The sequence below is a fragment of the Vibrio sp. 10N.286.49.E11 genome (genome assembly GCF_041469505.1).
Lineage (GTDB): Bacteria > Pseudomonadota > Gammaproteobacteria > Enterobacterales > Vibrionaceae > Vibrio > Vibrio crassostreae_C.
Window position 1 is genome coordinate 36,030 of sequence record NZ_JBFRKQ010000001.1, and the last position, 23,928, is coordinate 59,957.

Here is a 23,928-nt window from a genome sequence, read left to right on the forward strand (position 1 = left end):
GTGAGAATAAAATAATGTGGAATAGATTAAACAAATCAATGATGTTCTGCCAAATGATGTTCGGACTTTCGTTCTATGGCGTCATGGTGATCTTGACTCGTTTCTTCCTTGAAGATCTGAACTACAATGAAGCCGACACCATGATGGTTGTTGGTGCTTTCTCTGCAATCGGACCGCTATTTGCTATCGCAGGTGGCTTTATCGCCGACAAGTTTTTAGGCGCTTACCGATCTTTAACCATTGCCTTCCTAGGGTTCGCAAGTGGTTACGTTCTACTGGTACTTGGTGCAGCAGCAACCAATGTTCCGATGGCATTATGTGGTATTGCGTTAGCAAGTTATGCACGTGGTTTGATGTCCCCTTCTTACCCAAGTCTTTACAAACGCACGTTCAAAACTCAAGAAGATTTTGAGAACTGCTACCCAATCAACTACTCAGTAAACAATATTGGTGCTCTGTTAGGCCAATACCTGTTCCCAATGCTAGTACTTGTTGTTGGTTTCCACGGTGGTTTCCTTCTTTCAGCGGTGCTAGCCGGTGCTGCGCTTCTGATGATGATCTTTGTTCGCAAAGGCCTTGTTGAAGCAAGTGCTGAAATCGACCAAAAACCAGTAAGCACTAAAAACTGGGCAGCGTTCCTTGGTCTTTCTGCAGCAATGATCGGCTTGGTATTCTTCATGTTCTCTAACATGGATATTGGCCAAAACATCGTGTACGCAATCGGTGGTGCAGCGATCATCTACTTTGTCTCTTTGATGATGAAATCGAAGAAATCAGACATGCTGAAAATGGGCACTATCTTAATCATCACATTCCTGACGACATGTTTCTTCGTGTACTACGGTCAGATGATGACTTCGATGACAATGGTAGCGATCAACACAATGCGTGGCGATCTATTTGGTTTCATCCCTGTCGCACCTGAAGCTTCAATGGCAATGAACCCACTATGGTGTATGGTTGCTGGCCCTATCATCGCGGGTATCTTCTCTAACCTAGAAAAGAAAAACATTAACTTCTCAACTGCAACCAAAGTCGGTTTCTCTTTCATCCTCACGGCTATCGCTTTCGGTATCCTTACGATGGCAGTAACGACAGTTGGTGACGATATTCTGATCCGCCCAGAAGTCTTCCTAGCGATTCACTTCTTCCTAGCATTCGGTGAAGTGATTGTAGGTTCAATGGTTGTAGCCTTCATCCTGTCTGTTGCACCTAAGCACATTGAAAACTTCTCAGTAAGCTTGTTCTCTGTTGCTATCGCACTATCAGGCATTGTTGGCGCGGTATTCTCAACGTCTATTGCACTAGAGAAAGGTCAAGAGATCACACAAGAGATCGTGCAAACGGTTTACGGTGATTACTTCCAAATGCTGACTGTTCTTGCCGTCGTGATGGTAGGTATCGCAATGGCAGCATCGTTCATTATTCGTAAGATGCTAGAAGCTGCGAAAGCCGCTGAAGAAACGATTGAACTAGAGCAAGCAAACAGCTAATTCTGTTCGCTGAGTCAAACCAATCCTAAGAGCCCTTTAGTTTTCTAAAGGGCTCTTTTTGTAGGATCCGTTTCTCAATAGGATCTGTCGTATAAGTTAGGTAGTACATGTGTAAATAAAAGTAAATGATAACTATTAGTATTGAGTGTTTTTTAGTTCAGGATTATGATGTGGAAATCCAAATCTAAGAGAGCCTTATATGAGCAAGCCTAGCCCTATCACATTAACCGTTACTCAAACCTCAACAATTACTCCAAACATGCAGCGCATAACGCTTAGCGGTGAGGGATTAAGTAAATACCCAACAGAATGTGCCGGCGGCTACATCAAGCTTTTATTCTCGCCACTTGGCACGACTGATTTAAGCCAGCTAAACGAAGGTGAGCGCCCAACCATGCGTACCTACACCATTCGTCAGTACAATCCTGTAGAGCAGTGGATTGAAGTTGATTTTGTTCGTCACATCACTAAAGATTTGCAGTGTGGCTTTGCTGCAAGGTGGGCAATGAACGCGAAAGTGGGTGACACTATTTCAGTGGCTGGTCCTGGTTTAATTCAGGGGCTTAACCTAGAGTCAGACTGGTTCTTCTTAGTTGCAGACATGACGTCCCTACCTGCGCTTTCTGCAAAAGTAAAAACGCTCCCAGAAACAGCAACTGGTCACGCTATCATTCAGATCAACTCAGCAGCAGATAAGCAGGTACTTGAGACTCCTCAAGGTATCAAAGTAACCTGGTTGATTGAAGATGAAACCTCAGAGTCACTTTCACAAACCGTGCGCAACACAGAATGGTTAGAAGGTCAGGTTTCAATATGGACAGCGTGTGAATTTGAAAGCATGCGTGAGCTAAGACAATACTTCCGCAACGAAAAAGAAGTCGCGAAAGAGAACATCTACATCAGCAGCTACTGGAAACGTGGTGTCACTGAAGATGGCCACAAAGTGTTGAAACAGCAAGATGCTCAAGATTTAGCGGGGTAAGTCTTTTACTACCTACAGCTTCTTACTAGATAAAGAGAAAACGCCCTTAACGAAGTTTGTTTCGCTAAGGGCGTTTTTTCATTTAACTTAATAGAGATACCTATTCACAAATCCCCAATCACTCAGGCGATCTTTTAAGTCAATGAGATAACTAAGCCAGCAATAATTAGAGATACGCCTACACCGCGAGTCGCGTGCCACTTTTCCTTTAAAAAGTAGATCCCCATCACTACGCCGAAAATGATACTCACTTGCCTAAGAGCAACAACCAAGCTGACATTTTCAGTCATGGTCATCGCAAACAGCACTAAGCCATAGGTCGAAGCCATCATAATGCCTGCAAGCGTGGCTTTCTTTCGCAGTATCCAAGCATTAGTAAACTCGATTCTTTGGTTGGTTACGAATAACCAAACACTCAACGGAATCACAATTGCCCAAAACTGAATGCCTAGGTAGAAAATCGCGGTGTGCTTGTTAGTTATAACTGGTGTGCTCAAAGGATCGAGTAACAGAAGCGCTTCTTTATCAATGATGGAATAGCCCGTGGTACCAATGGCCGCGATTAACGCCCACAGTACGCCAAGGTTGAGATACGCTTTTAACCTAAGATCTGAAAACTTCTTAAGTGGTACAAACAAACAACCCAAGGTAATCAAGGTGAAGCCAAACCATTGATTAGGTGACAGCTCATAGCCTATCAACACCGTGCCTAAACCCACCATCAACACGGGCAGTGCCCGTGCCATTGGGTAAATCACACCGATATCAGCTTGTTTATAGGCCGCGCCTAACCCAATCAAATAGATGATTTGACAGATCCCACTCAAGAAAACCAGTTGCCAAAATGGAAGTAAGATATTTGACAGTCCAACGCTGTGAACATACCAGATCAAGTAAGGCGTCAATATCGCAGCAGCGGCAAAGCCAGAGGCTAAGAAGAAAGACGAGCCCGATCCTTGATTCGATTTACCTAGAACGTTCCAACCCGCGTGAAGCAAAGCCGAAATAGTCACGATGACGATGGCAGAGAATTCCATTTCATTCCTAAATTATAGATGAATTAGCACAACGGCTGACAACAGGTGATAAAAAGGCCTCCGAATAAGAGACCTTTGAACTTTTCAATTGGGCAATCCTGCATAATTGCAGATATGCTAACGTTCTAACGTATGACTAGCGCTCTAGCTGCGCGATTGACTCAATACTGATCGCGTCATGACGCCAATACTCAATATCACAGTCAATCAGATCGCCGTTTTGATTGTAGTTAACACGCTCAACAACCATTGCAGGTGAGCCAGAAGTCGCACGCAGGGCTTGCGCTGTCTCGCCAAGTAAAGACGTTGTGCTCACTCGGTAACGGATCTTCTGATACACCACACCAAAGTGTTCGCGGTAGATGTCCGTCAACGATTTAGACAAGTCATAATCAAGCAAGTTAGGGAACAACTCTGGTCGAATGTAGTTGGTCACATACACAACCGGCCTATCTTCAAGATAACGAACTCTGTCTACTCGATAAACGTCCGAGAAAGGTTGTAACTCAAGAAGCCGAGTCGCCTCCTTGGTTGCTAACATTCCTTTCGCCGCCACCAACTCAGTTTTCGGCTGTCGATTCTGCGATAGAGCCATATTGGTGAAGTTCAGCGTTTGTGTTGGATCGTAACGAAGCGGCTCGGGAGAGATAAACCAACCACGTCGGTCTTCTCGATAAATGCGCCCTTCCGCTTCAAGTGAAGACAAGGCTTCGCGTAAGGTAACTCGAGTCGTATCAAACGATTCAGCCAGCTTACGTTCCGCAGGCAGCTTCTGTCGTGGTGTTAACATCCCCGACTCTATCTGCTCTACGATGACATCTTTGATTTTTACGTACTGCACTTCATTTCCTTTCATTCTTGTTCTTGTCGTCAGCCACTCCTTGGCCAACTGCAATATAAGTGGTTCGCTAGCGTTTACGCCAAGCTTGGGTGCGCTTATCGAATAACTTGTTGATTAGCATATGAATCAACTTCGCACTCGCTGCAGATATCATGATCATCACCGCCATCGCTGCTGCTGCACCGGTTTGACCTGCATCGTCCATATTCAGTACTGATACTGACGCTGGAATCGTATTGGTAGAATACAAGAATACTACCGCAGATGTCGTGGTAAGTGCATTAATAAACAGGTATGTCGCAATATCTAAAATCGCCGGCAGACAAACAGGTAACGTCACCTTAAAGAACAGCTTGTATTGCGGTAAGTTTACCGAAGCCGCTGTTGCTTCAATTTCGGAAGGCAGTTGTTTCAATGCCGTTAACGCCGTCATGTGCCCTACCGTGTAGTAGTGAACCACGGTATTAATCACCAAGAACGCCATCGTGCCATACAAGAAGTTAAGTGGGTTACTCAAATCATTGAAGTAGAAGATATAACCCAAACCCAGCACCATACCCGGAACGGCCATCGGAACAACGCTGAGCATTTGCATCGCTTGACGAACAGGACCGAAGGCGCGACCTTTCTCAATGCAGTATGCACCTAAGAAAATCAGAACAGTACCAATAACCGCAGTCCAAGCACCAAGCGTTAAGGAGTTGAAGAATGGCGCCCAACCATAAGTACTCATTTCTGCGAAGTTGTAGTTGTTTAGCGTCAGCGCTTTGTTCCAAGGCCAGAAGGTGACCATCGAACCGTATATCGCCATGCCCAACACAATAACCACAGCAGCAGAGATGATGGTGCAATAAAGGAAACATAAGCCATCACGTAGTGAACTAGGTTCAGGTTGGTACGCGACAGAACGAGTATCAAACAAGCTCTTTTGTTTCTTTTGAACCCAGCGGTCAACGGTAAACGCAAGCAACGCAGGTAATAGCAGCAAGATACTGGTTACTGCACCCATAGAGAAGTTCTGTTGACCAACCACCTGCTTAAAGATGTCAGTCGATAACACGTTGTAGCTACCACCTATCACCTTTGGCACACCAAAGTCACAAGCCACCAGCGTAAACACAACGATCAGGGTACTGATCAAGCCGTATTTTGCCGCAGGTAACGTCACCATAAAGAAAGTTTTTAACGATGAAGTATTGAGTGCACGTGCTGCCTCATAAAGGCGAGCGTCAGAGGTTCTTAATGAGGTGGTCAGAATCATCAAGGCGTGTGGAAACGTCCAAAATATCAAGCCCAGTGAGATACCAATCAAACCATAAACCGAGTTGCCCCCCAAGACTTCTTTAGCGATACCTTGGTTACCAAATAAGAAGATCAAACTGATTGCAGGAAGCAGTGACGGAGCAAGAATAGGCGCAGAACCCAGTACTTGAAAAAGCCCCTTAAAAGGCATGCATGAACGAGTTAGCGCATAGGCATAACCAAACGCCAAGACACCCACGACTACGGTCACTAGCAATCCAAGCGTGAAGGTATTGCCTACCGACTGCCACAGGCTTTGAGACGCAAAATACGTAGCGAAATTCTGTAAACCTACAAATTCACCGTCTGCGTTCTGAACACTCTTTTTCAACATTGCCCACAGTGGCATCAGGATAAACAACGTCATGACCACAGACAAAAAGGCCAACAGCCCAAATAGAATTACGTTGTCTTTGCTTAACCGAGCCAGAAAAGGTTGTACTCGTCGTTGAATTAGCAGCTTAGATTGCATCATTTGAGTCGATTCCATGATTGATTACGCCGCCTCGTCTTTCATCACTTGCAGGCTTTTCGATGAGTAAGCTCTAAGGCCTTCTTGATCAAACGCCACGTAACAAATATCACTGCGACGCAGCTTCAATCGGTTGAACTCTTTGACGGGTACATCAACGATGATCTCTTTCGCCGTTGAGTCATGTTGCAATTGACACTCAACACGATAAAACGCCCCTAAGAATTCGCTTGATACGATTCTCACTGGCAAGGATTCACTAAAACGATCAACAAACTGGATTTGCTCTGGACGAACGGCAATATCAAAAACATCACCCAGATTTGGCGTGAGATTATCTAAGCCAGGTAACGGCAGCATTGACTCAGCAATACGCATCTTGCCTTGAGCCGCAACAGAAGCTTGAATGAAGTTCATGCTACCAACAAACTCAGCCACAAAACGACTGACAGGTTTTTGGTAGATCTCTTGAGGAGCACCGACCTGCTCGATAACACCATGATTCATCACCACAATTCGGTCTGCCATCGTTAAGGCTTCATCTTGGTCGTGCGTCACCATGATAGTGGTGATACCCAACTTGCGTTGCAGTTGGCAGATCTCGTCACGCAGATGTGTTCTTACCTTCGCATCCAACGCAGACAGCGGTTCATCGAGTAACAACAAGCCTGGAGACAAGGCTAATGCGCGAGCCAGAGCAACACGCTGCTGTTGTCCACCAGATAGCTGATTTGGGTATTTCTGACCAGATGTTGGTAAGCCGATGGTCTCTAACCAAGACTCAACCGTCTCAAGGGCTTCTTTGGTCGACATGCCTTGGTTTTTCAGACCAATCGCAATGTTTTCTTCTACAGTGAGATTTGGAAACAAAGCGTAAGATTGGAACACGATGCCAAAGTCGCGCTTTTCTGGTGGCAAGAAGGTCGTATCATTACCGTTCTGCTCAATGGAACCTGACGTTGGTAAGTCTAGGCCTGCAATCGCACGTAATAAGGTGGTTTTTCCACAGCCAGATGGGCCAAGGAAGCAGACGAACTCGCCTTTATCTATCGATAGGGAGATGTCTTTTAACGCTGTAAATTGGCCAAATTGCTTTACAACGTTTTCAATATTCAAATAAGTTTGGTTGCTCATACTACAGCACTCTCTATATGGTATATACCAAATTTAAACTGAGAATATTGCAGTTGAGTGACAAATTTATAGTAGCTAAATGACAGTTATATTGCAGATATAATAAGCATTAAGGATTGCTATTTGTTCAGCATTAACAGTTCGTTCAACGTTGAAAGCCCTCAGTGACTTGCCCATAAATCACTGAGAGCCTTAATGTAAACTTCTAATTTAAACGCAAGATTAATCTATGATTCAACCTTGTCGGCTTTGCCCGCCGCACCTGCGAGTTTGGATAACTGTTTATCTAGCCACAATGGCGTGTTACCCGAATCTTCCGCGTTCTCTTTTCTTCGTACCGCATCACGCACCATCATCGCACCTACCCAACGAAATGGCTCTGGCGGGAAGTGTCCTAACGGGCCTTTAGTTAAACCGCTTCGTGTCCAAGCATTGTCGATATCGAGCACCATTGCTGACAAAATCTTCCCGCCCATACGGGCTTGAGCAACGCCATTGCCTGAATAACCAAGCCCATAATAGATGTTGCTTTGGCCTTTTAGGTTACCGAAAAATGGCAATCCGGTAACCGAACGATCTGAGCCGCCAGACCAGTTGTAATCGAATTCACTTTGTTCCAATTTAGGGAACAGTTTTTGGAACGATTGATTGAGAATCGGCAGGTAGTTAGTCGTTTGGTTAAACATGCTTTCAACTTGATTGGCAAACGAGAATTTATTGCCGCCTTTGCCCAACATGAGTCGTCCGTCCTGGGTATCTCGGTAGTAGTGGACAAAGATACGCGAATCCACCACCGCCGCCCCTTTCTCTGGGCCAAACTTCTTGAGCTTTTCAGGAATGGGCTTGGTCACCACCATATCTGAAGAGACAACCACAATGCTGCGTTTGAACTCTTTGAAGTGATCGAGCATCCACGCATTGAGTGCCAAAATCACTTTATCCGCAAATACTGACCCGCCTTTGGTTTGAATTCGAGCGGGAGAGCCATAGTCGAGTGATGTCATCTCTGTGTTTTCGTGAATTTCGACACCCAGTTCAAGCGCGACTCGGCGCAAACCTCTAGCCAATAACGCTGGCTGCACACTACCCGCAGCTTCTGAGTAGTAACCCTCAATATGGTGTTCAGATCCCGCTTTATCAGCCAAAGAATTGTCGCACTTCTTCCAGCTATTGATACCCTGCTTAACCAGCTCATTAACAACAGGCTCCATTCCACCCTTTTGAGCTTCATTGGTCGCCGTGTAGTAAGTTCCGCTGCGATATAGATGCGCGTCAATCTTGTGTTCGTTACAGAAGGATTCGATCTCGTATATAACCTTTTCCGATTCCTTAACCAACCATTTCGCTTGTTCTTTTCCATAGAGCTTTTTCAGCGTCGGATACTTGGTTGACCACGTCAGCATGCAACCGCCGTTCGCACCAGAAGCACCGCTACCACATAGGCCTTTTTCAATCACGACAACATGCTTTTCGGGTTGCTGTTGTTTGATTAAAATCGCCGTCCATAAACCCGTATAGCCACCGCCAACAATGGCGATATCACAGTTGACATCTTTTTGGAGCGGCTTAGCCGAATCTAGCCCCGCATTGATGTTGCCGAACTCTTGTTCCAACGCTTGCTTGAACCAATATGAGTAGTGCTTTGTCATTTGTTGTACCTTACTTAAAACCTGAAGGCGTAAAACTAAAAAAGGAAGACCGAAGCCTTCCTTTACTGATTTCTAACTTCTAATGAACTAAATAGTTAAGTAACTGACTAGGTCGTCAGATTAAGATTTTGGCTCTGATTTAGCGTCAAACTTGTCAGACCATGTTTTAAGAACGTCGGCACGTTCGCTGCCCATGCGAGCGAAGTCCATTTTTGCCATGTTCTTTTCTACATTAGGGAAGTTCTCTGCTTTGCCTGTCACATCTTGGTGACCAACAACTGGGTACATTTCGATGTAAAGCTCATTTGCCGCTTTAGAAATAGACCAATCGATAACACGTTGTGCTGCATCAGAAGGCTTAACAAGGCCTACCGCTTCAGATTCCCAGCCGATGCCTTCAGGTGTAATCACTGAAAGTGGAGCGCCTTGAGTTTTCAGCTTAGCGCCACGGCTCGCCATAGAAATACCGATAGCGACTTCACCCATGCCCGCTTGAACACATGGCTTAGAACCTGAGTGCGTGTAGTGAGCAATATTTTGGTCTAGCTTCTGCATGTAGTTCCAACCTTGGTCTTCACCCATGTTTTGTAACCAAGCCGAAACCTGCATGTAGCCCGTACCAGAAGATGCTGGGTTTGGCATGGCAATGTGGCCTTTATAGATAGGCTTCGTTAGGTCATCCCAAGATTTAGGTGCAGGTAAGTTAAGTTGCTTAGCCACCACTTCGTTGAAACAAACTGCATTGAAGAATGCATCATTACCGTACCAAGCTTGAGTAGACTGTGGGTCGTTAAGGTTAGCGCGTAATGCTTCTACACCTTGAGGCATATAAGGTTTCAGGATGCCCTCTTCTTTAAGCAGTGCCATTGAAGAACCAGCAAGTCCCCAAACTACCTCTGCACGCGGGTTGTTTTTTTCGGCCAATAATTTTGCCGTCATGATCCCAGTTGAATCACGTACCCACTTGATGTTGATGTCTGGGTTTTCACTTTCAAATGCGTTTTTGTACTTCGCTAAAATGTCAGTTTCAAAAGCGGTGTAAACCGTCACTTCCTGTGCTGCATAAGCATTACCAGCCAATAGAGTAACTAAAGCTGCAAGTGATCCTTTCATAAAACGGTTTTTCATCATTTTCTCCAGTCAGGCCCGATGCCAAGGTTAGGAATTGCCAAGGTTAAAGTTGTTAAGGCTAGAAGCTCCATCTAGAGGCTTCTATATCCATAAATTCATTTAGGTTGTTAACACACACCTTTGCATTGGTATGTACCAGATTTCGAGTATTAAGCTAACTGGCTTTTATGACGATTAAATGAACAAAAAATGGCAATTTAAAGATCGGAAAATTTCTCAACAAAAGTGACAAATTTGAATATGAAGCTTTTGTGAAAATAACGTTTGGGCTATTTACGACCGTTTAAATTGGTTGTTAAAGTAACCGCAAATATTGGTATAGTCCAAAATACAAATCGCGAGAATTGAACATGAGAAACGAATACTTACTGCTGACACCGGGCCCTTTATCTACTTCTGAAACCGTTCGCCAAGCGATGCTAAAAGACTGGTGTACTTGGGATGATGAATACAACAAAGACGTTGTTGAGGTGATTCGTAGCAAGCTTGTTACTTTGGCGACTAAGCAGGCGGGATATACAAGTGTATTAATGCAAGGCAGCGGCACTGCTTCAGTTGAAGCAACAATCGGTAGCGTTATCTCTAACAGCGATAAGCTTCTTGTGGTCGATAACGGTGCGTATGGTGCTCGTATTGCTCAAATCGCAGAATATTTAAACATTCCATGCCATGTCGTTTCCCCAGGTGAAACATCACAGCCTGACTTGAACAAAATGGAAACGGCATTGGCTATGGATTCAGATATTACTCACGTTGCGATTGTGCACTGTGAGACCACTACAGGTATGTTGAATCCAATCGAAGAGATTGCCAAATTGGCAAAACAGCACAACAAAACCGTCATTCTTGATGCGATGTCGAGCTTTGGTGGCATCCCTATGGATATTGCTGACTTAGGTATTGATTACATGATCAGCTCGGCAAACAAGTGTATTCAAGGTGTACCTGGATTCGGCTTTGTTATTGCGAAGCAATCGGAACTGGAAAAATGCAAAGGCCAAGCTCGCTCATTAAGCCTTGACCTGTTTGACCAGTGGCACTGCATGGAAAGCAACCATGGTAAATGGCGCTTCACGTCTCCGACTCATACAGTGCGCGCTTTCTACCAAGCTCTACTTGAATTGGAACAAGAAGGCGGCATCGAAGCTCGTCATAGTCGCTACCAAACAAACCAAACCACACTGGTTGCAGGTATGCGCTCTCTTGGTTTTGAACCTCTGTTAAATGATGAACTTCATTCACCGATTATCACCTCTTTCTATTCTTCAACTCATAGCGATTACCAATTCAAGGAATTCTATGACCGTTTGAAAGAACAAGGTTTTGTGATTTACCCGGGCAAGGTTTCAAACGCCGACTGCTTCCGAATCGGTAACATCGGTGAAGTGTATCCGTCAGACATTGAAGCTCTAATTGGCGCAGTTAAGAATGCTATGTACTGGGACATCAAATAATGACGATGGCCAATCAAGATTCTGTTCTAAAGGCGACACACTTTCGAAGCGAAGGCGATGTGAACACCACGCCAGCGCGTGAGAAATGGAACGAGTCGCTAAACGATGATGCGACTCAAGCGATGTTAAAACGTGACTCTGACGTATTTCTTCATCAAGCGATGTCAACGCCTTGTCTAGACACACTTGAAGCAGCTGAAGGCATCTACATTCAAGATGCGACGGGCAAGAAGTACATGGACTTTCACGGTAACAATGTTCATCAATTGGGTTATGGCCATCCACATATCATTAATAAAGTGACTCAACAAATGGCTTCATTGCCGTTTTCACCACGTCGCTTTACCAATGAAACAGCCGTTCAATGCGCTGAAAAGCTGACACAGATCTGCGGTGGTGAGTTGAACCGCGTGTTGTTTGCACCGGGTGGTACTTCGGTTATCGGCATGGCACTCAAACTGGCTCGACATGTCACCAACAATTTCAAAGTAGTGTCATTGTGGGATTCATTCCATGGCGCGTCACTCGATGCAATTTCAGTGGGGGGCGAAGCGTGTTTCCGCGAAGGCATGGGGCCATTAATGGCTGGCGTAGAACGCATTCCACCAGCGGTTTCCTATCGTGGTGCTTTTCCCCTTAATGTCTCTTTATCGCGTTGCGGGCAAAACTCAGGCGATAACAATGAGACGGCATGTGATGTGCACTACGCCGATTACCTAGAATATGTGATTGAAAAAGAAGGTGGCATTGGTGCCTTCATTGCCGAAGCAGTGCGTAACACAGACGTTCAAGTTCCAAGCAAAGCTTACTGGAAGCGAATCCGTGAGATTTGTGATAAGCATAACGTCATGTTGATCATCGACGATATTCCAAACGGTATGGGTCGTAGTGGCGAATGGTTCACTCACCAAGCTTTTGATATCGAACCTGACATTCTTTGTATCGGTAAAGGTTTTGGCGGCGGCTTGGTTCCAATTGCAGCCATGGTCACTAAAGACAAATACAACACAGCAGCACAAGTCTCACTTGGTCATTACACCCATGAGAAAAGCCCTATCGGTTGCGCGGCGGCACTGGCTACGATGGAAGTGATTGAGCAAGAAAATCTACTTGAAAAAGTGCAAGCAGACAGCGCATTCGTGCGTGAACAACTGCTTCAAATGAAAGAGAAATACCCAGTCATTGGTGACATTCGCGGCATCGGCCTGCTCTGGGGAGTGGAATTGGTCACTGACCATATCACCAAAAACCGAGCGTTCGATGAAGCAGAAGCAGTACTTTACCAATGTCTGAACGATGGCCTGAGCTTTAAGGTGTCACAAGGTAACGTGATTCAATTAAGCCCGCCATTGATCATCAGTCGCAGCGAGCTAGAAGTCGCTCTGTCTGTATTCGAAAAAGCGATAGCCAAAGTCTGCAAAGATTTTGAATACCTTTAATTCTCGAAATCAACATTTAAACCAATAACCTTAAACAACCATTTGTTTCCCAGAACTTTGAACTGGGAGTGACACAAAAATAGGACACTATTATGAACACGACATCACCTATCCAAGCGGTTATCTTTGACTGGGCCGGCACTATCGTTGATTTTGGGTCGTTTGCTCCAACTAGCATCTTCGTTGAAGCATTCAAACAAGGTTTCGACTTTGACATCGACTTAGCTGAAGCGCGTGAACCTATGGGGATCGGCAAATGGGACCACATCCAAGCAGTGGGTCGAATTCCAGCTGTTGACGCTCGTTGGAAGGCTCAGTTCGGACGCTCCATGACAAGTGAAGACGTTGACGCGATCTACGCGGCATTCATGCCTCTTCAAAAAGCGAAAGTAGCCGATCACGCAGCACCTATTTTGAATGCGATAGAAGTGGTCAATAACCTAAAAGAGAAGAACGTGAAGATCGGGTCTTGTTCAGGTTACCCACGTGAAGTGATGGATGTTTTAATTCCTGCTGCTGCAGATTACGGTTACCGACCAGATAACGTGGTAGCGACCGATGACTTACCTCAAGGTGGTCGCCCTGCTCCATTTATGGCACTGAAAAACGTAATCGATCTAGGTGTAACTAGCGTTGCTGCGTGTGTAAAAGTAGACGACGCAGCACCGGGGATCGATGAGGGTCACAACGCAGGCATGTGGACAGTAGGCCTTGTACTATCAGGTAACGAAGCAGGCTTAACGTATCAAGAATATTTAGATGCAGACGAGACAACACTTACAGCTGCACGTGAAAAAGCAAGCGTTAGGCTAAACGAATCAAACCCGCACTACTTGATCGATACCATTGCAGACCTACCAGGCGTCATTGCAGATATTGAACAGCGTTTACTGGCAGGAGAGCGCCCATAAGCAAAAGCGAGATGTTCACGTGACGTAAAGTACGTGAAAAACATCTCTAATCGCTTTAATTCAAATCCCTATCCAATCATGTACTCATTCGAGTTATACATATTGGGTGGGGATTTTTGTTTTATAAGCATGATAAAGCGCAAGTTTTTTACTTATTACCCGTAGCGCCACTGGTAAATAGACGAGGCTAGGCTATAGCTTAAACATAAACATAAACATAAACATAAACATTCCAACAAATGATAAAATCAACAATAAAGGCATCTTAAATATATAATATTTAACAATTTCATTGACTCCAATACGCAATCAGATTAACAATATAAGTACTGAGAAAGAAACAGGTTCACCTGAACCAACACCTTGATTTACTTATTATAAGCAGTGTCGTAACCCAATAAGTGATCGTTTTACTGGTAAGTTCAGATAAAAATAAGAGTTAATCCAAGGAAAAAATTATGAAAAAACTGTCAAAAATCATGTGTGCTGTTGTAGCCGCTTCAGGCCTAGCAGCAGCGCCTTCTATTGCTGCAACGACTTACGTGGGTGCAAAAGTGGGCGTGGGCTGGCTAGACAGCGCATGCGTAAGCGGTGAAAAGTGTGATGATGATACAATTGGTGCAGGCATCTACTCTGGCTACAATTTTAATGACAAGTTTGGTATTGAGCTAAGCTCAGACTTCCTTGGCGACTACAAGACAAGCTTTTCAAAGAACGGCACAACAGCTGCGTTCAGCGATCCACTGATCGCAATCTCACTAACGCCAATGTACCGCCTTCCAGTACAGCAAGAGTTTGACGTATTCTTCAAAGCAGGTCCTGCTTACATCTCGCACGGTGGTGAAGATGACGTTGTACTTTCTGCTGGTATCGGTGTAGAGAAGCAACTTTCTTCTGATTGGGCACTACGCGTTGAGTACCAATACTTTGATGACTTCGACGACAACTACGTTCAAGACCTAAACTCAAACCTACTGTCTGTTGGTGTTAGCTACAACTTCGGTACTGGTAACACAACTGCATCAGCGGCGGCAGCAGCAGCTTCTGCGGCAGCAGTGACTCAAGCGCCATCTGAGCCAATCACAGAACCAGCAGTTGTTGTTGAAGAGAAGACAACCGTGGTTGTTACTAAAGCGCAAACTGAGAGCTTCTCTCAAGGTATGTTTGAGACAAACAGTACTGAACTGTCTACAGATGGTAAAATTGCATTAATGCCATTAGTTGAAGTACTTAAAGCTCACCCTCAATCATCAGTTGATGTTGTTGGTCACACCGACTCAACAGGTGCAGCTGAGTATAATCTAATGATCTCTAAGAAACGTGCTGCTGCTGTAGCCGCATACATCGAAGAGCAAGGCATTGAAGCAGACCGTATTACAGCGTCAGGTGAAGGCGAAGAGAATCCAATTGCATCAAACGCTACAGCTGAAGGTCGTGCTCAAAACCGTCGTGTTGACGCAACGATCCCTGGTTTCGAATACCAAGAAGAAGTACAAGTTGAAGAAGTTATCGTAGAAACTGCTGAATAATAGCACTCTACCTTAGTTAAAATAATAAGGGCGGAGCACTTTAAAGTGCTCCGCCCTTTTCTTTGTCTGGCTATGCCTAAAAACCGTAAGCGATAAGCCGTAAGCCGTAAGCCGTAAGCCGTAAGCCGTAAGCCGTAAAGATTAGCCTACCGCCAAGCTGTACAATCAGAAGACTAGACGATTTCCCAGCTGTGAGTCATTTCTACGCCAGCACCTAACATTAGACATACAGAACAGTACTTTTCTAATGAATCCGCACACACCTTAGCGACCTGCTCAGGATCAAGGTTGTCACCAGACACTTCAAAGTGAATGTTAATCACAGTAAAGATTTTTGGTGCTGTTTCACGACGTTTGGTTTCAAGCTTTGCATTACAACCAGTGATGCTTTGACCCACAGATTTCAAACCGTCCACTACATCAACAGAGCTACAACCACCAGCGGCCATTAGCACCATTTCCATCGGGCTTGGCGCAGTAGCACCACCACTTCCATCCATAACAATAGAATGGCCTGATTGAGATTGACCGAGGAATTTAAAGCCTTCGACCCATTTAACTTCTGCTTGCATGTTGTTCCTTAGATGTACGAAAACGTCATCATTATTTGGTATTTTATATCAATGCCTACACCCTACTACTGGCGGCATTTATGAGCAAGATTTTCTATTTGAGATATTTTTTTCATGAATAGTGTAATTTTTTCCATCTAAAACCTGTCTCTATTCGTACATTCAAAATCGAATGAGAAGAACGTCAAGATGAGGTATCTATGAATAAATTATCTAAAATATTGGTATCACTCGTGGTTGCGCTACCACTGATTTCGCTGTTTGTAAGCCAGACTGGCACTGCCAATACAATGGATAAAACGGCTAATTCAGGTAAAAGTGAAATCGCGACACTGGCTGGTGGCTGTTTTTGGTGTACGGAGTCCGATCTAGAGAAGCTAAAAGGTGTAACCGACGTTATCTCTGGATACTCTGGTGGTGAACTGGAAAACCCAACCTACAAACAGGTCTCTTCGGGTAAGTCAGGTCACATCGAAGTGATCAACGTGACCTATAACCCTGATGTGGTTAGCTACGAACAGGTTCTTGACCAATTCTTCCGACACATCGACCCAACCGATGACAAAGGTTCTTTTGTAGACCGAGGCCGTCATTATCGACCGGCTATTTTCTATCATAACCAAGCACAAAAAGATGTTGCTCAGAACTTCATGATGGAGATCGACAAAGCTAATATCTTTGGTGCACCACTAAAAACAGAACTGATAAAATTTGAGAAGTTCTGGCCAGCAGAAGATTACCACCAAGATTATTACAAGAAGAGTAAGGTTCGTTATAACTACTATCGCTATGCTTCTGGCCGCGATCAGTACCTAGATAAAATCTTCGGTGATGATAGAAAGGACAACCCTAAAACACTACGTCAGATCATCGACAGTAAGAATGCGACAGCGAATGCTAAAACATACGTAAAACCGTCTGATGCAGAGATCAAAGCGAAGCTTACAGCACTTCAATACGATGTAACGCAAGAAGACGCAACAGAGCGCCCGTTTGACAACAAATACTGGGATAACAAGCAAGAAGGTATTTACGTCGATATCGTGACTGGTGAGCCATTGTTCTCTTCAAAAGACAAATACAAATCAGGTACAGGTTGGCCGAGCTTTACACAGCCAATCAGCGAGGCTTATGTCGTAACGACTACAGACTACAAGCTGCTTTACCCGAGAACAGAGGTTCGCAGTAAATTTGGTGACTCTCACCTAGGACATGTATTTAAAGATGGTCCAAAGCCAACAGGTTTACGCTACTGCATGAACTCAGCCGCAATGCGCTTTATTCCAGCGGATAAACTGGCAGACGAAGGCTACGAAGAATATGTGGGATTATTCGAGGGCTAAGAATTCAGAAACTGACTTTAAACCTCTGAACCTCTAAAAAACAAAGCCAGCATATTCGCTGGCTTTGTTTTTCTAACGCACTAACAAGAAGGGTTAACCTTAGCCTGTTAACCTTATTAACCCGTTAACACCGTATCTTCTGGGTATTTCAACAACGAAGGCTCAGGGCGAGCTAACATGTAAGCCAAAGTCAAAGGTCCGATTCGTCCAATCACCATCACGACAATCATGATGTATTTCCCCGGTTCAGTTAAGTTTGCGGTTAAGCCAGCTGTTAAACCAACCGTTGCAAATGCTGAAATCACCTCAAACATGACTCGATCAAACGCTGCCTTTTCAGTAAGCATTAGCAAAAACATCGCGGTGGTTAATAACGCCCCACTTACCACAATAATGGCCAATGACTTTGTTACCGCTTGCCAGGTCACAGTGCGCTTAAACATCACCACGTGCTTTTTCTGACGGAGGAACGTCCACGTTGCGACAAAGGCTACTGCAAAGGTCGAAACCTTAATACCACCACCTGTTGAGGTAGAACCTGCACCAATCAACATCAGTACAATCATTACCAGCAACGCAGGCTGTGTGTACTGAGACAAATCCACACTATTAAAGCCAGCAGTACGAGCACTTGCCGACTGAAAAAATGCGGCTAGCCACTGTCCTTGAGTCGATAACCCTTCCATGGTTGCTGAGTTATTTCTTTCTAGCAGCCAGAACAATACCGTACCTACCAACAATAGAGTCGGAGTGGCGGTTAGCATAATCTTGGTGTGTAAATGCAGATGTTGGAAGCCTTTCCGCCAGTTAGTCGATAGGTCGCCCACGACAGTAAAACCTAATCCGCCGAAAATGAACAAGCCAGCTAAGGTAAAGATCACCAGTGGATCGTCAACAAAGCTCACCATACTGTCTGAGAACAACGCAAACCCTGCGTTATTGAATGCGGAAATCGCGTGAAATAACGCGTAAAAGCTCCCTGTTGCCCATCCCATTTCAGGAACCCAACGAAAACAGAGCAATACGAAACCTATAAATTCCGCCACCAATGCAAAAATGATGATCTTCTTCACTAACTTCCTGAGGTTAATCTTACGATCTTGCCCCAATGCTTCTTTCGCTAATGCTTGCTGTTTCAAACTGAGCCGAACACCAAACATATAGAGCAGCACCGCAGAAAGGGTCATCTGCCCTAACCCGCCGACTTGCATCAAGAACATCAGTAAGATTTTGCCAGCCAAGGTGAAATGCTGACCGGTATCAACAACACCTAAGCCTGTCACACTGATCGCCGACGTGGCAGTAAACAGTGCATCCGTAAAGCTTAAACCTGTCACAGAGAACACGGGTAGCGTCAACAATATTGCGGAAGGGATAAGTACGCCTAAAAAGCTCGTAAGGATAATCTTAGGTTCAGAGCCTTTACGTGGCTTTTTATCACTCTTAAGCGTGTAGAAAGTACCTTTTCGTTTTAACGAATTCATACTGTTACCTTATTTCCGATTGCCAGTTACCAATTGCGTAGCTTTCTAGATAAGGTCTCTTTCGGCCCAGCGATGATCACCACATCCCCAATTTCTAAACTCACATCCAGTTCAGGTGCTTTAGTTAGGTTCGGGCCTCGCTTGAAACCAAGTACCTCAACACCATTTTCTTTGCACAGCTTAAGGTCACCAAGTTTCTTACCCAAAAAATTAGAACCAATAACAATTTCCGTCATCGCTAAACCGCTGCCAAGGTCGATAAACTCAAGAACGCGTCTATCCAACATTTTACGCGCAACGCGAATACCCATGTCTCGCTCGGGCATGATGATATGATCGGCACCAATCTTAGAAAGGATCTTGCCGTGAAACTTATCGTTCGCCTTCACCCAAACGGCTTTTGCGCCTGATTCTTTTACCACTAGCGTCGTTAGAATACTGGAGTTAACATCAGAGCCAATCGACACCATCACCATATCGTAATCGTCCAGCCTTAGTTCTTTAACTGTCTCTTCGCTCGTACAGTTCGCAACAATCGCTTGTGAAACAAAATTGGCCGCTTCTTTCACTCGCTCTTCATCAATATCGACGGCCAGTACCTGTGCCCCTGAACTTTGTAGCTCTTTGCAAACAGACAGACCAAATCGCCCTAAACCGATAACTGCATATTGTTTGTCGCTCATTTGAAATCCTGTTTAGAAATTTTAATTACACGGGATAGCCAAACCTACATTAGTTTCTATCTCAAAAAAAGTTAGTTCTGCAAGAATAAGGTTATACTATTGTCATAATCGCTTGATTTATAAAGGTAGAGAACAACTCGAGTTTCTGCTAATTTCCAATTCATAATTTCTGCGGCAGCACACACAATGAATGAATTCATAACCCAAGTACAAACCTACATCAACCAGAGCCATAGTGATTGGGCAAACAGCGTCCTATTCATCACTATGGCGAGTTTTCTCGCTTGGGTAGCTTGGCGAATTATCCATAATCGCTTAGAAATTCTGGTTCAGAAAACCCCATTCCACTGGGACGATCTACTGCTAGAAGCACTAAAAACCCCTGTCAGCACGTTACTTTGGTGTTGGCCTGCTACAGTATCTGTCGGGCTCATCCTTCAAGACCAGTTTGGCAATGAAATCAACTGGTTAAAAACACTTAAGCACATATTAATTATCTGTACCTTCGTTTGGTTTACCTTACGAATGATCACTAACACAGAAGCCTATGTCTTAGAGCAAAAAAACAGAGACGAAACCACAGTACAGGCAATTGCGAAAGTCGCTCGCCTGTTCTTTATGGTGATGGGCGGCCTAACCATTATGCAGGCATTTGGGCTCAGTCTTTCCGGCTTACTCACCTTTGGTGGTGTTGGTGGTTTAATTGTCGGTTTAGCTGCAAAAGATCTACTGTCGAATTTCTTCGGTGGCATGATGATTTACTTCGACCGCCCTTTTAAAGTCGGTGATTGGATACGTTCTCCCGATCGTCAAATCGAAGGCACTGTCGAACGCATTGGTTGGCGCATGACGATCATCCGCACTTTTGATAAGCGTCCTTTGTACGTGCCAAATTCGGTGTTCAGTAGTATTGTGGTAGAGAATCCATCGAGAATGTTGAATCGTAGAATCAATGAAACCTTTGGTCTTCGTTATCAAGATGCAGACAAATTGGCGCTCATTGTTGATGATGTAAGAACCATGCTCGAGACCCACCCTGATATTGATGCCAAACAGACGTTGATCGTTAACTTTGACAAATTTGGGCCATCAACGCTCAACTTCTTTATCTATACCTTCACAAAAACAGTCAACTGGATCAGGTACCACAAAGTGAAGCAAGACGTTCTGTTACAGGTTCTGGCGATTATTCATAAACACAATGCAGACATCGCGTTCCCAACACAGACACTCAAGATTGACCCTCAAGACTTTTCTAATGTTCAAGATCATAACAGCGTTCAAAGCCTAGGTGATAATCAGAATATTAGCGATCCCAAAGACATGTTGAACTCCCCTACGGAAGGTCATCGATAGTCATATCCTTCTTGGTTATCGATAAGTAATAAGCGTGAAGCGTGGTAATATGCTGGCAGTATTCTAATGCACCTAATTACCACGCTATGATTTTACCTGTCATTCTAGCCGGCGGCTCCGGAAGTCGTCTCTGGCCACTGTCTCGCGAGCTTTACCCTAAGCAATTTCTCAATATTGCCGGCGACCAGTCAATGCTTCAGCACACACTTCAACGCCTGCAAGGCCTTGAAGAGCACTTGATGGATAGTAAATGCGATGCCCCATTCATTATCTGTAATGAAGAGCATCGCTTTATTGCCGCTGAACAAGCTCGATCAGCTAACATTCAACATAGTGGTATTCTGCTAGAGCCAGTCGGTAGAAATACAGCCCCAGCCATTGCGCTTGCCGCCCTAAAGGCTTTAAGTAAACCACCGCTTAATGAACAAAGCGCATCCGACCCTATCTTGTTAGTGCTGGCTGCTGATCATCACATCGCGAAAACCTCTGAATTCCAACAAGCGATTAGTCGTGGTGTTGATTATGCAAAACAAGGCAAGCTGGTGACATTCGGTATAACACCTAGCTCCCCAGAGACTGGCTATGGCTATATCAAGCAGGGAGAGCCTCTTTCCTCCAGTGCTCAAACTGATACTAATGGAACAGAGCAGCCAATCAATCACGCCTTCGCCATAGAATGCTTTGTAGAAAAGCCAGACACAGCAACAGCAGAAGAGTACATCCGCTCAGGACAATACTTATGGAACAGTGGCATGTTCATGTTTAAGGCATCACGCTATGTTGAAGAACTCGCCGAACACCACCCTGAGATAGTAGCGGCTTGTAAACTCGCTCTTGCAACGCAAAATACCGACCTCGACTTTATCCGTATAGACGCTGAAGCATTCAAAAGCAGTCCAAGTGATTCAATCGATTACGCCGTGATGGAAAAGACCTCGCACGCCGCGGTGATCCCGATGGATGTCGGCTGGAACGATATTGGCTCATGGTCCGCGATCTGGGATGTAAGCGAAAAAGATCAGCACAATAACGTCATTGAAGGTGATGTGTTAACCGTCGACTCTCAACACAACTACATCCATGCTGAAAATAAGCTGGTTGCGACGGTAGGTGTCGACAACCTGATTATTGTCGAAACCAAAGACGCTATATTGGTTGCAAATAAAGACAAGGTTCAGGGTGTTAAATCGATTGTCAGTCAACTAAATCAAGCGGGTCGCACAGAACATGTGCATCATCGTGAGGTGTTTAGACCTTGGGGTAAATACGATGTTATCGACCTAGGCAAGCGCGACAAAGTTAAACGTATCACCGTTAAACCCGGTCACAAGTTGTCGTTACAAATGCACCACCATAGAGCGGAACATTGGGTAGTCGTGGCGGGTACTGCGAAAGTGACCAACAATGAGAAAACCTATCTGGTTGAAGAAGATCAATCCACTTACATCCCTTTAGGTCATATTCACAGCCTAGAGAACCCAGGGGATCTCCCACTCGAGATGATTGAAGTACAAACAGGCAGTCATTTAAGTGAAGGCGACATCATTCGATATCAAGACAGTTATGGGCGAGACGTGCGCAAGCAACAAGTCCACTCATCAAAGCACAACCAAACGAAATAAAGCAGCGACAAATCGATGAAACCAACATTAGACCTAAACTGCTTTAAGAACAACGATATCCGCGGCGTCATTGGTAAACAAATCAATGAGCCACTCGCCTACCTGCTCGGTAAGGCATTTGGCGAATACGTCCTATCCGCTAAGCCTGAAACCTCACTCGATGGTTTGGCGCAGGTAGTGATTGGTCGTGATAACCGCAAAACCTCCCTGTCATTACAAGAAGCCATGACCAAAGGCTTAATCGAGTCAGGGATTACCGTCATTGATCTAGGTATGACTGGCACTGAAGAGGTCTACTTTGCGACTCGTTACCTAAAAGCGATTGGCGGAATACAAATCACAGCCAGCCACAACCCAATCAATTACAACGGCATGAAAATGGTCGGTGTAGACGCTAGCCCTATCAGTAAAAACAGTGGTTTAGATGAAATCAAACGACGCATTGAAGAACTTCATCAAGAGCTGAACTGCAATTTACCGTTCGTTCATGCACAACCAAGTAACTCTAGTAGATCGAACAGTATTCTTGCTCCGTACGTTGAGCACCTACTCTCGTACATAACCCCATCAAAGCTGTCACCGATGAAGATTGTGGTTAATGCTGGGAACGGTGTTGCAGGACATATCATTGATGCTTTAGATAATAAATTTAACGAACTCGGTGTCCCTATCACCTTCATCAAAGTTCATCATAACCCTGATGGAAACTTCCCAAATGGTATTCCAAACCCTTTGATTAGAGAGAACCAAGCAGCCACTCGAGATGCCGTTTTAGAGCATTCTGCCAACCTTGGAATTGCTTGGGATGGAGACTTCGACCGATGCTTTTTCTTTGATGAGCAAGGCAATTACATCGAGGGTTATTACATTGTAGGGTTGCTTGCTGAAGCATTCTTGGTCAAACAGCCTAACACGACTGTATTGCACGATATGCGCATGACCTGGAACACAATTGAAATCGCAAAAACGCATGGTGGAAAAGCGATTGGAATTAAAGCAGGACACGCACTGATCAAAGAGAAGATGCGTGAAACGAATGCCGTCTATGGGGGCGAAATGAGCGCACACCATTATTTTCGTGATTTTGGATATTGCGATTCAGGCATGATTCCTTGGCTATTGGTTATCGAGCTGATGTCGAAAACTCAACAATCTCTTCACCAATTAACGAGTACTAGTATAGATAGATTCCCCTCTTCCGGGGAGATCAATCGAAGAGTCTCAGACCCAGAGCAGGTCATGGCTTGCGTGTTATCGCACTACCAAGATAATGCCGTTGAGATCGATCACACAGACGGAATCAGCATGAATATGGGCTCATGGCGCTTCAACTTAAGAAAGTCCAATACCGAGCCATTAATACGCCTTAACGTTGAAACCAAACAAGATAAAGCTTTACTGTCACTTAAAGTCGACGAGTTACTGTCTTTTCTCATTTAAGAATACAGACACTTCCAGTTTTCAACTAAGATCCACAAAAAAGGTTCATCGCGG

General features: G+C 44.7%; 19 protein-coding genes. 10 read left to right on the forward strand and 9 right to left on the reverse strand.

Going from position 1 to position 23,928, the window contains the following annotated elements; genetic code table 11:
* Positions 1-14 precede the first annotated feature (14 nt).
* Both AB4167_RS00160 and AB4167_RS00165 read left to right on the forward strand, forming a co-directional pair.
* Positions 15-1,493, forward strand: a complete 1,479-nt coding sequence (locus tag AB4167_RS00160) for a peptide MFS transporter (RefSeq protein ID WP_080582209.1) — start codon at positions 15-17, stop codon at positions 1,491-1,493.
* A 199-nt stretch (positions 1,494-1,692) separates the two neighbouring features.
* Positions 1,693-2,475: a siderophore-interacting protein gene (locus AB4167_RS00165; RefSeq protein WP_102332033.1), complete on the forward strand. Its 783-nt coding sequence runs from the start codon at positions 1,693-1,695 to the stop codon at positions 2,473-2,475.
* 134 nt (positions 2,476-2,609) lie between these two features.
* Here AB4167_RS00165 and AB4167_RS00170 read toward each other — a convergent pair whose 3' ends face one another.
* From AB4167_RS00170 to AB4167_RS00195, 6 genes are all read right to left on the reverse strand, one after another.
* A complete protein-coding gene (locus tag AB4167_RS00170; protein ID WP_102393583.1) occupies positions 2,610-3,512 on the reverse strand; it encodes a multidrug transporter in 903 nt (300 codons plus the stop codon).
* 136 nt (positions 3,513-3,648) lie between these two features.
* Positions 3,649-4,353, reverse strand: a complete 705-nt coding sequence (phnR, locus tag AB4167_RS00175) for a phosphonate utilization transcriptional regulator PhnR (RefSeq protein WP_029235340.1) — start codon at positions 4,351-4,353, stop codon at positions 3,649-3,651.
* Positions 4,354-4,420: 67 nt separating this feature from the next.
* On the reverse strand, positions 4,421-6,130 hold the full coding sequence (locus AB4167_RS00180; RefSeq protein ID WP_372126005.1) for a putative 2-aminoethylphosphonate ABC transporter permease subunit: 1,710 nt from the start codon (positions 6,128-6,130) through the stop codon (positions 4,421-4,423).
* Between the two features lie 21 nt (positions 6,131-6,151).
* Positions 6,152-7,261, reverse strand: coding sequence for a putative 2-aminoethylphosphonate ABC transporter ATP-binding protein (locus AB4167_RS00185; RefSeq protein WP_102393585.1), 1,110 nt, complete (start codon positions 7,259-7,261; stop codon positions 6,152-6,154).
* 227 nt (positions 7,262-7,488) lie between these two features.
* Positions 7,489-8,910 carry an FAD-dependent oxidoreductase gene (locus tag AB4167_RS00190; protein ID WP_102393586.1) on the reverse strand — a complete coding sequence of 474 codons (1,422 nt, stop codon included), beginning with the start codon at positions 8,908-8,910 and terminating at the stop codon, positions 7,489-7,491.
* A gap of 120 nt (positions 8,911-9,030) precedes the next feature.
* Positions 9,031-10,041, reverse strand: a complete 1,011-nt coding sequence (locus AB4167_RS00195) for a putative 2-aminoethylphosphonate ABC transporter substrate-binding protein (RefSeq protein WP_102393587.1) — start codon at positions 10,039-10,041, stop codon at positions 9,031-9,033.
* 350 nt (positions 10,042-10,391) lie between these two features.
* Between AB4167_RS00195 and phnW the strand changes: the two genes are divergently transcribed.
* From phnW to AB4167_RS00215, 4 genes are all read left to right on the forward strand, one after another.
* A complete protein-coding gene (gene phnW, locus AB4167_RS00200; RefSeq protein WP_102393588.1) occupies positions 10,392-11,495 on the forward strand; it encodes a 2-aminoethylphosphonate--pyruvate transaminase in 1,104 nt (367 codons plus the stop codon).
* A complete protein-coding gene (locus tag AB4167_RS00205) occupies positions 11,495-12,934 on the forward strand; it encodes an aspartate aminotransferase family protein (RefSeq protein WP_102393589.1) in 1,440 nt (479 codons plus the stop codon). The genes phnW and AB4167_RS00205 overlap by 1 nt, the downstream gene beginning before the upstream one ends.
* A 92-nt stretch (positions 12,935-13,026) precedes the next feature.
* Positions 13,027-13,845 carry a phosphonoacetaldehyde hydrolase gene (phnX, locus tag AB4167_RS00210; protein ID WP_102332026.1) on the forward strand — a complete coding sequence of 273 codons (819 nt, stop codon included), beginning with the start codon at positions 13,027-13,029 and terminating at the stop codon, positions 13,843-13,845.
* A gap of 458 nt (positions 13,846-14,303) precedes the next feature.
* Entirely contained in the window at positions 14,304-15,374 is a 1,071-nt protein-coding gene (locus tag AB4167_RS00215; protein ID WP_372135948.1) for an OmpA family protein, read from the forward strand.
* 173 nt (positions 15,375-15,547) lie between these two features.
* Here AB4167_RS00215 and AB4167_RS00220 read toward each other — a convergent pair whose 3' ends face one another.
* Entirely contained in the window at positions 15,548-15,946 is a 399-nt protein-coding gene (locus AB4167_RS00220; protein ID WP_372135949.1) for an OsmC family protein, read from the reverse strand.
* 200 nt (positions 15,947-16,146) lie between these two features.
* On the opposite strand from AB4167_RS00220, the gene msrB reads away from it, so the two are divergent.
* Complete coding sequence (gene msrB / locus AB4167_RS00225) at positions 16,147-17,289, forward strand: peptide-methionine (R)-S-oxide reductase MsrB (protein ID WP_372135950.1); 1,143 nt, start codon at positions 16,147-16,149, stop codon at positions 17,287-17,289.
* A 116-nt stretch (positions 17,290-17,405) separates the two neighbouring features.
* On the opposite strand, the gene AB4167_RS00230 is transcribed toward msrB, so the two are convergent.
* Positions 17,406-18,773, reverse strand: coding sequence for a TrkH family potassium uptake protein (locus AB4167_RS00230; RefSeq protein WP_017082461.1), 1,368 nt, complete (start codon positions 18,771-18,773; stop codon positions 17,406-17,408).
* Positions 18,774-18,799: 26 nt separating this feature from the next.
* Positions 18,800-19,456 carry a TrkA family potassium uptake protein gene (locus AB4167_RS00235; protein ID WP_017079662.1) on the reverse strand — a complete coding sequence of 219 codons (657 nt, stop codon included), beginning with the start codon at positions 19,454-19,456 and terminating at the stop codon, positions 18,800-18,802.
* Between the two features lie 186 nt (positions 19,457-19,642).
* Between AB4167_RS00235 and AB4167_RS00240 the strand changes: the two genes are divergently transcribed.
* From AB4167_RS00240 to AB4167_RS00250, 3 genes are all read left to right on the forward strand, one after another.
* Positions 19,643-20,812 (forward strand): mechanosensitive ion channel family protein, encoded by a 1,170-nt coding sequence (locus tag AB4167_RS00240; RefSeq protein WP_017064827.1) that lies wholly within the window; start codon positions 19,643-19,645, stop codon positions 20,810-20,812.
* 86 nt (positions 20,813-20,898) lie between these two features.
* Positions 20,899-22,434 carry a mannose-1-phosphate guanylyltransferase/mannose-6-phosphate isomerase gene (locus tag AB4167_RS00245; RefSeq protein ID WP_136978017.1) on the forward strand — a complete coding sequence of 512 codons (1,536 nt, stop codon included), beginning with the start codon at positions 20,899-20,901 and terminating at the stop codon, positions 22,432-22,434.
* A 15-nt stretch (positions 22,435-22,449) separates the two neighbouring features.
* Positions 22,450-23,874, forward strand: a complete 1,425-nt coding sequence (locus AB4167_RS00250) for a phosphomannomutase CpsG (RefSeq protein WP_102428792.1) — start codon at positions 22,450-22,452, stop codon at positions 23,872-23,874.
* The last annotated feature ends 54 nt before the right edge of the window (positions 23,875-23,928 follow it).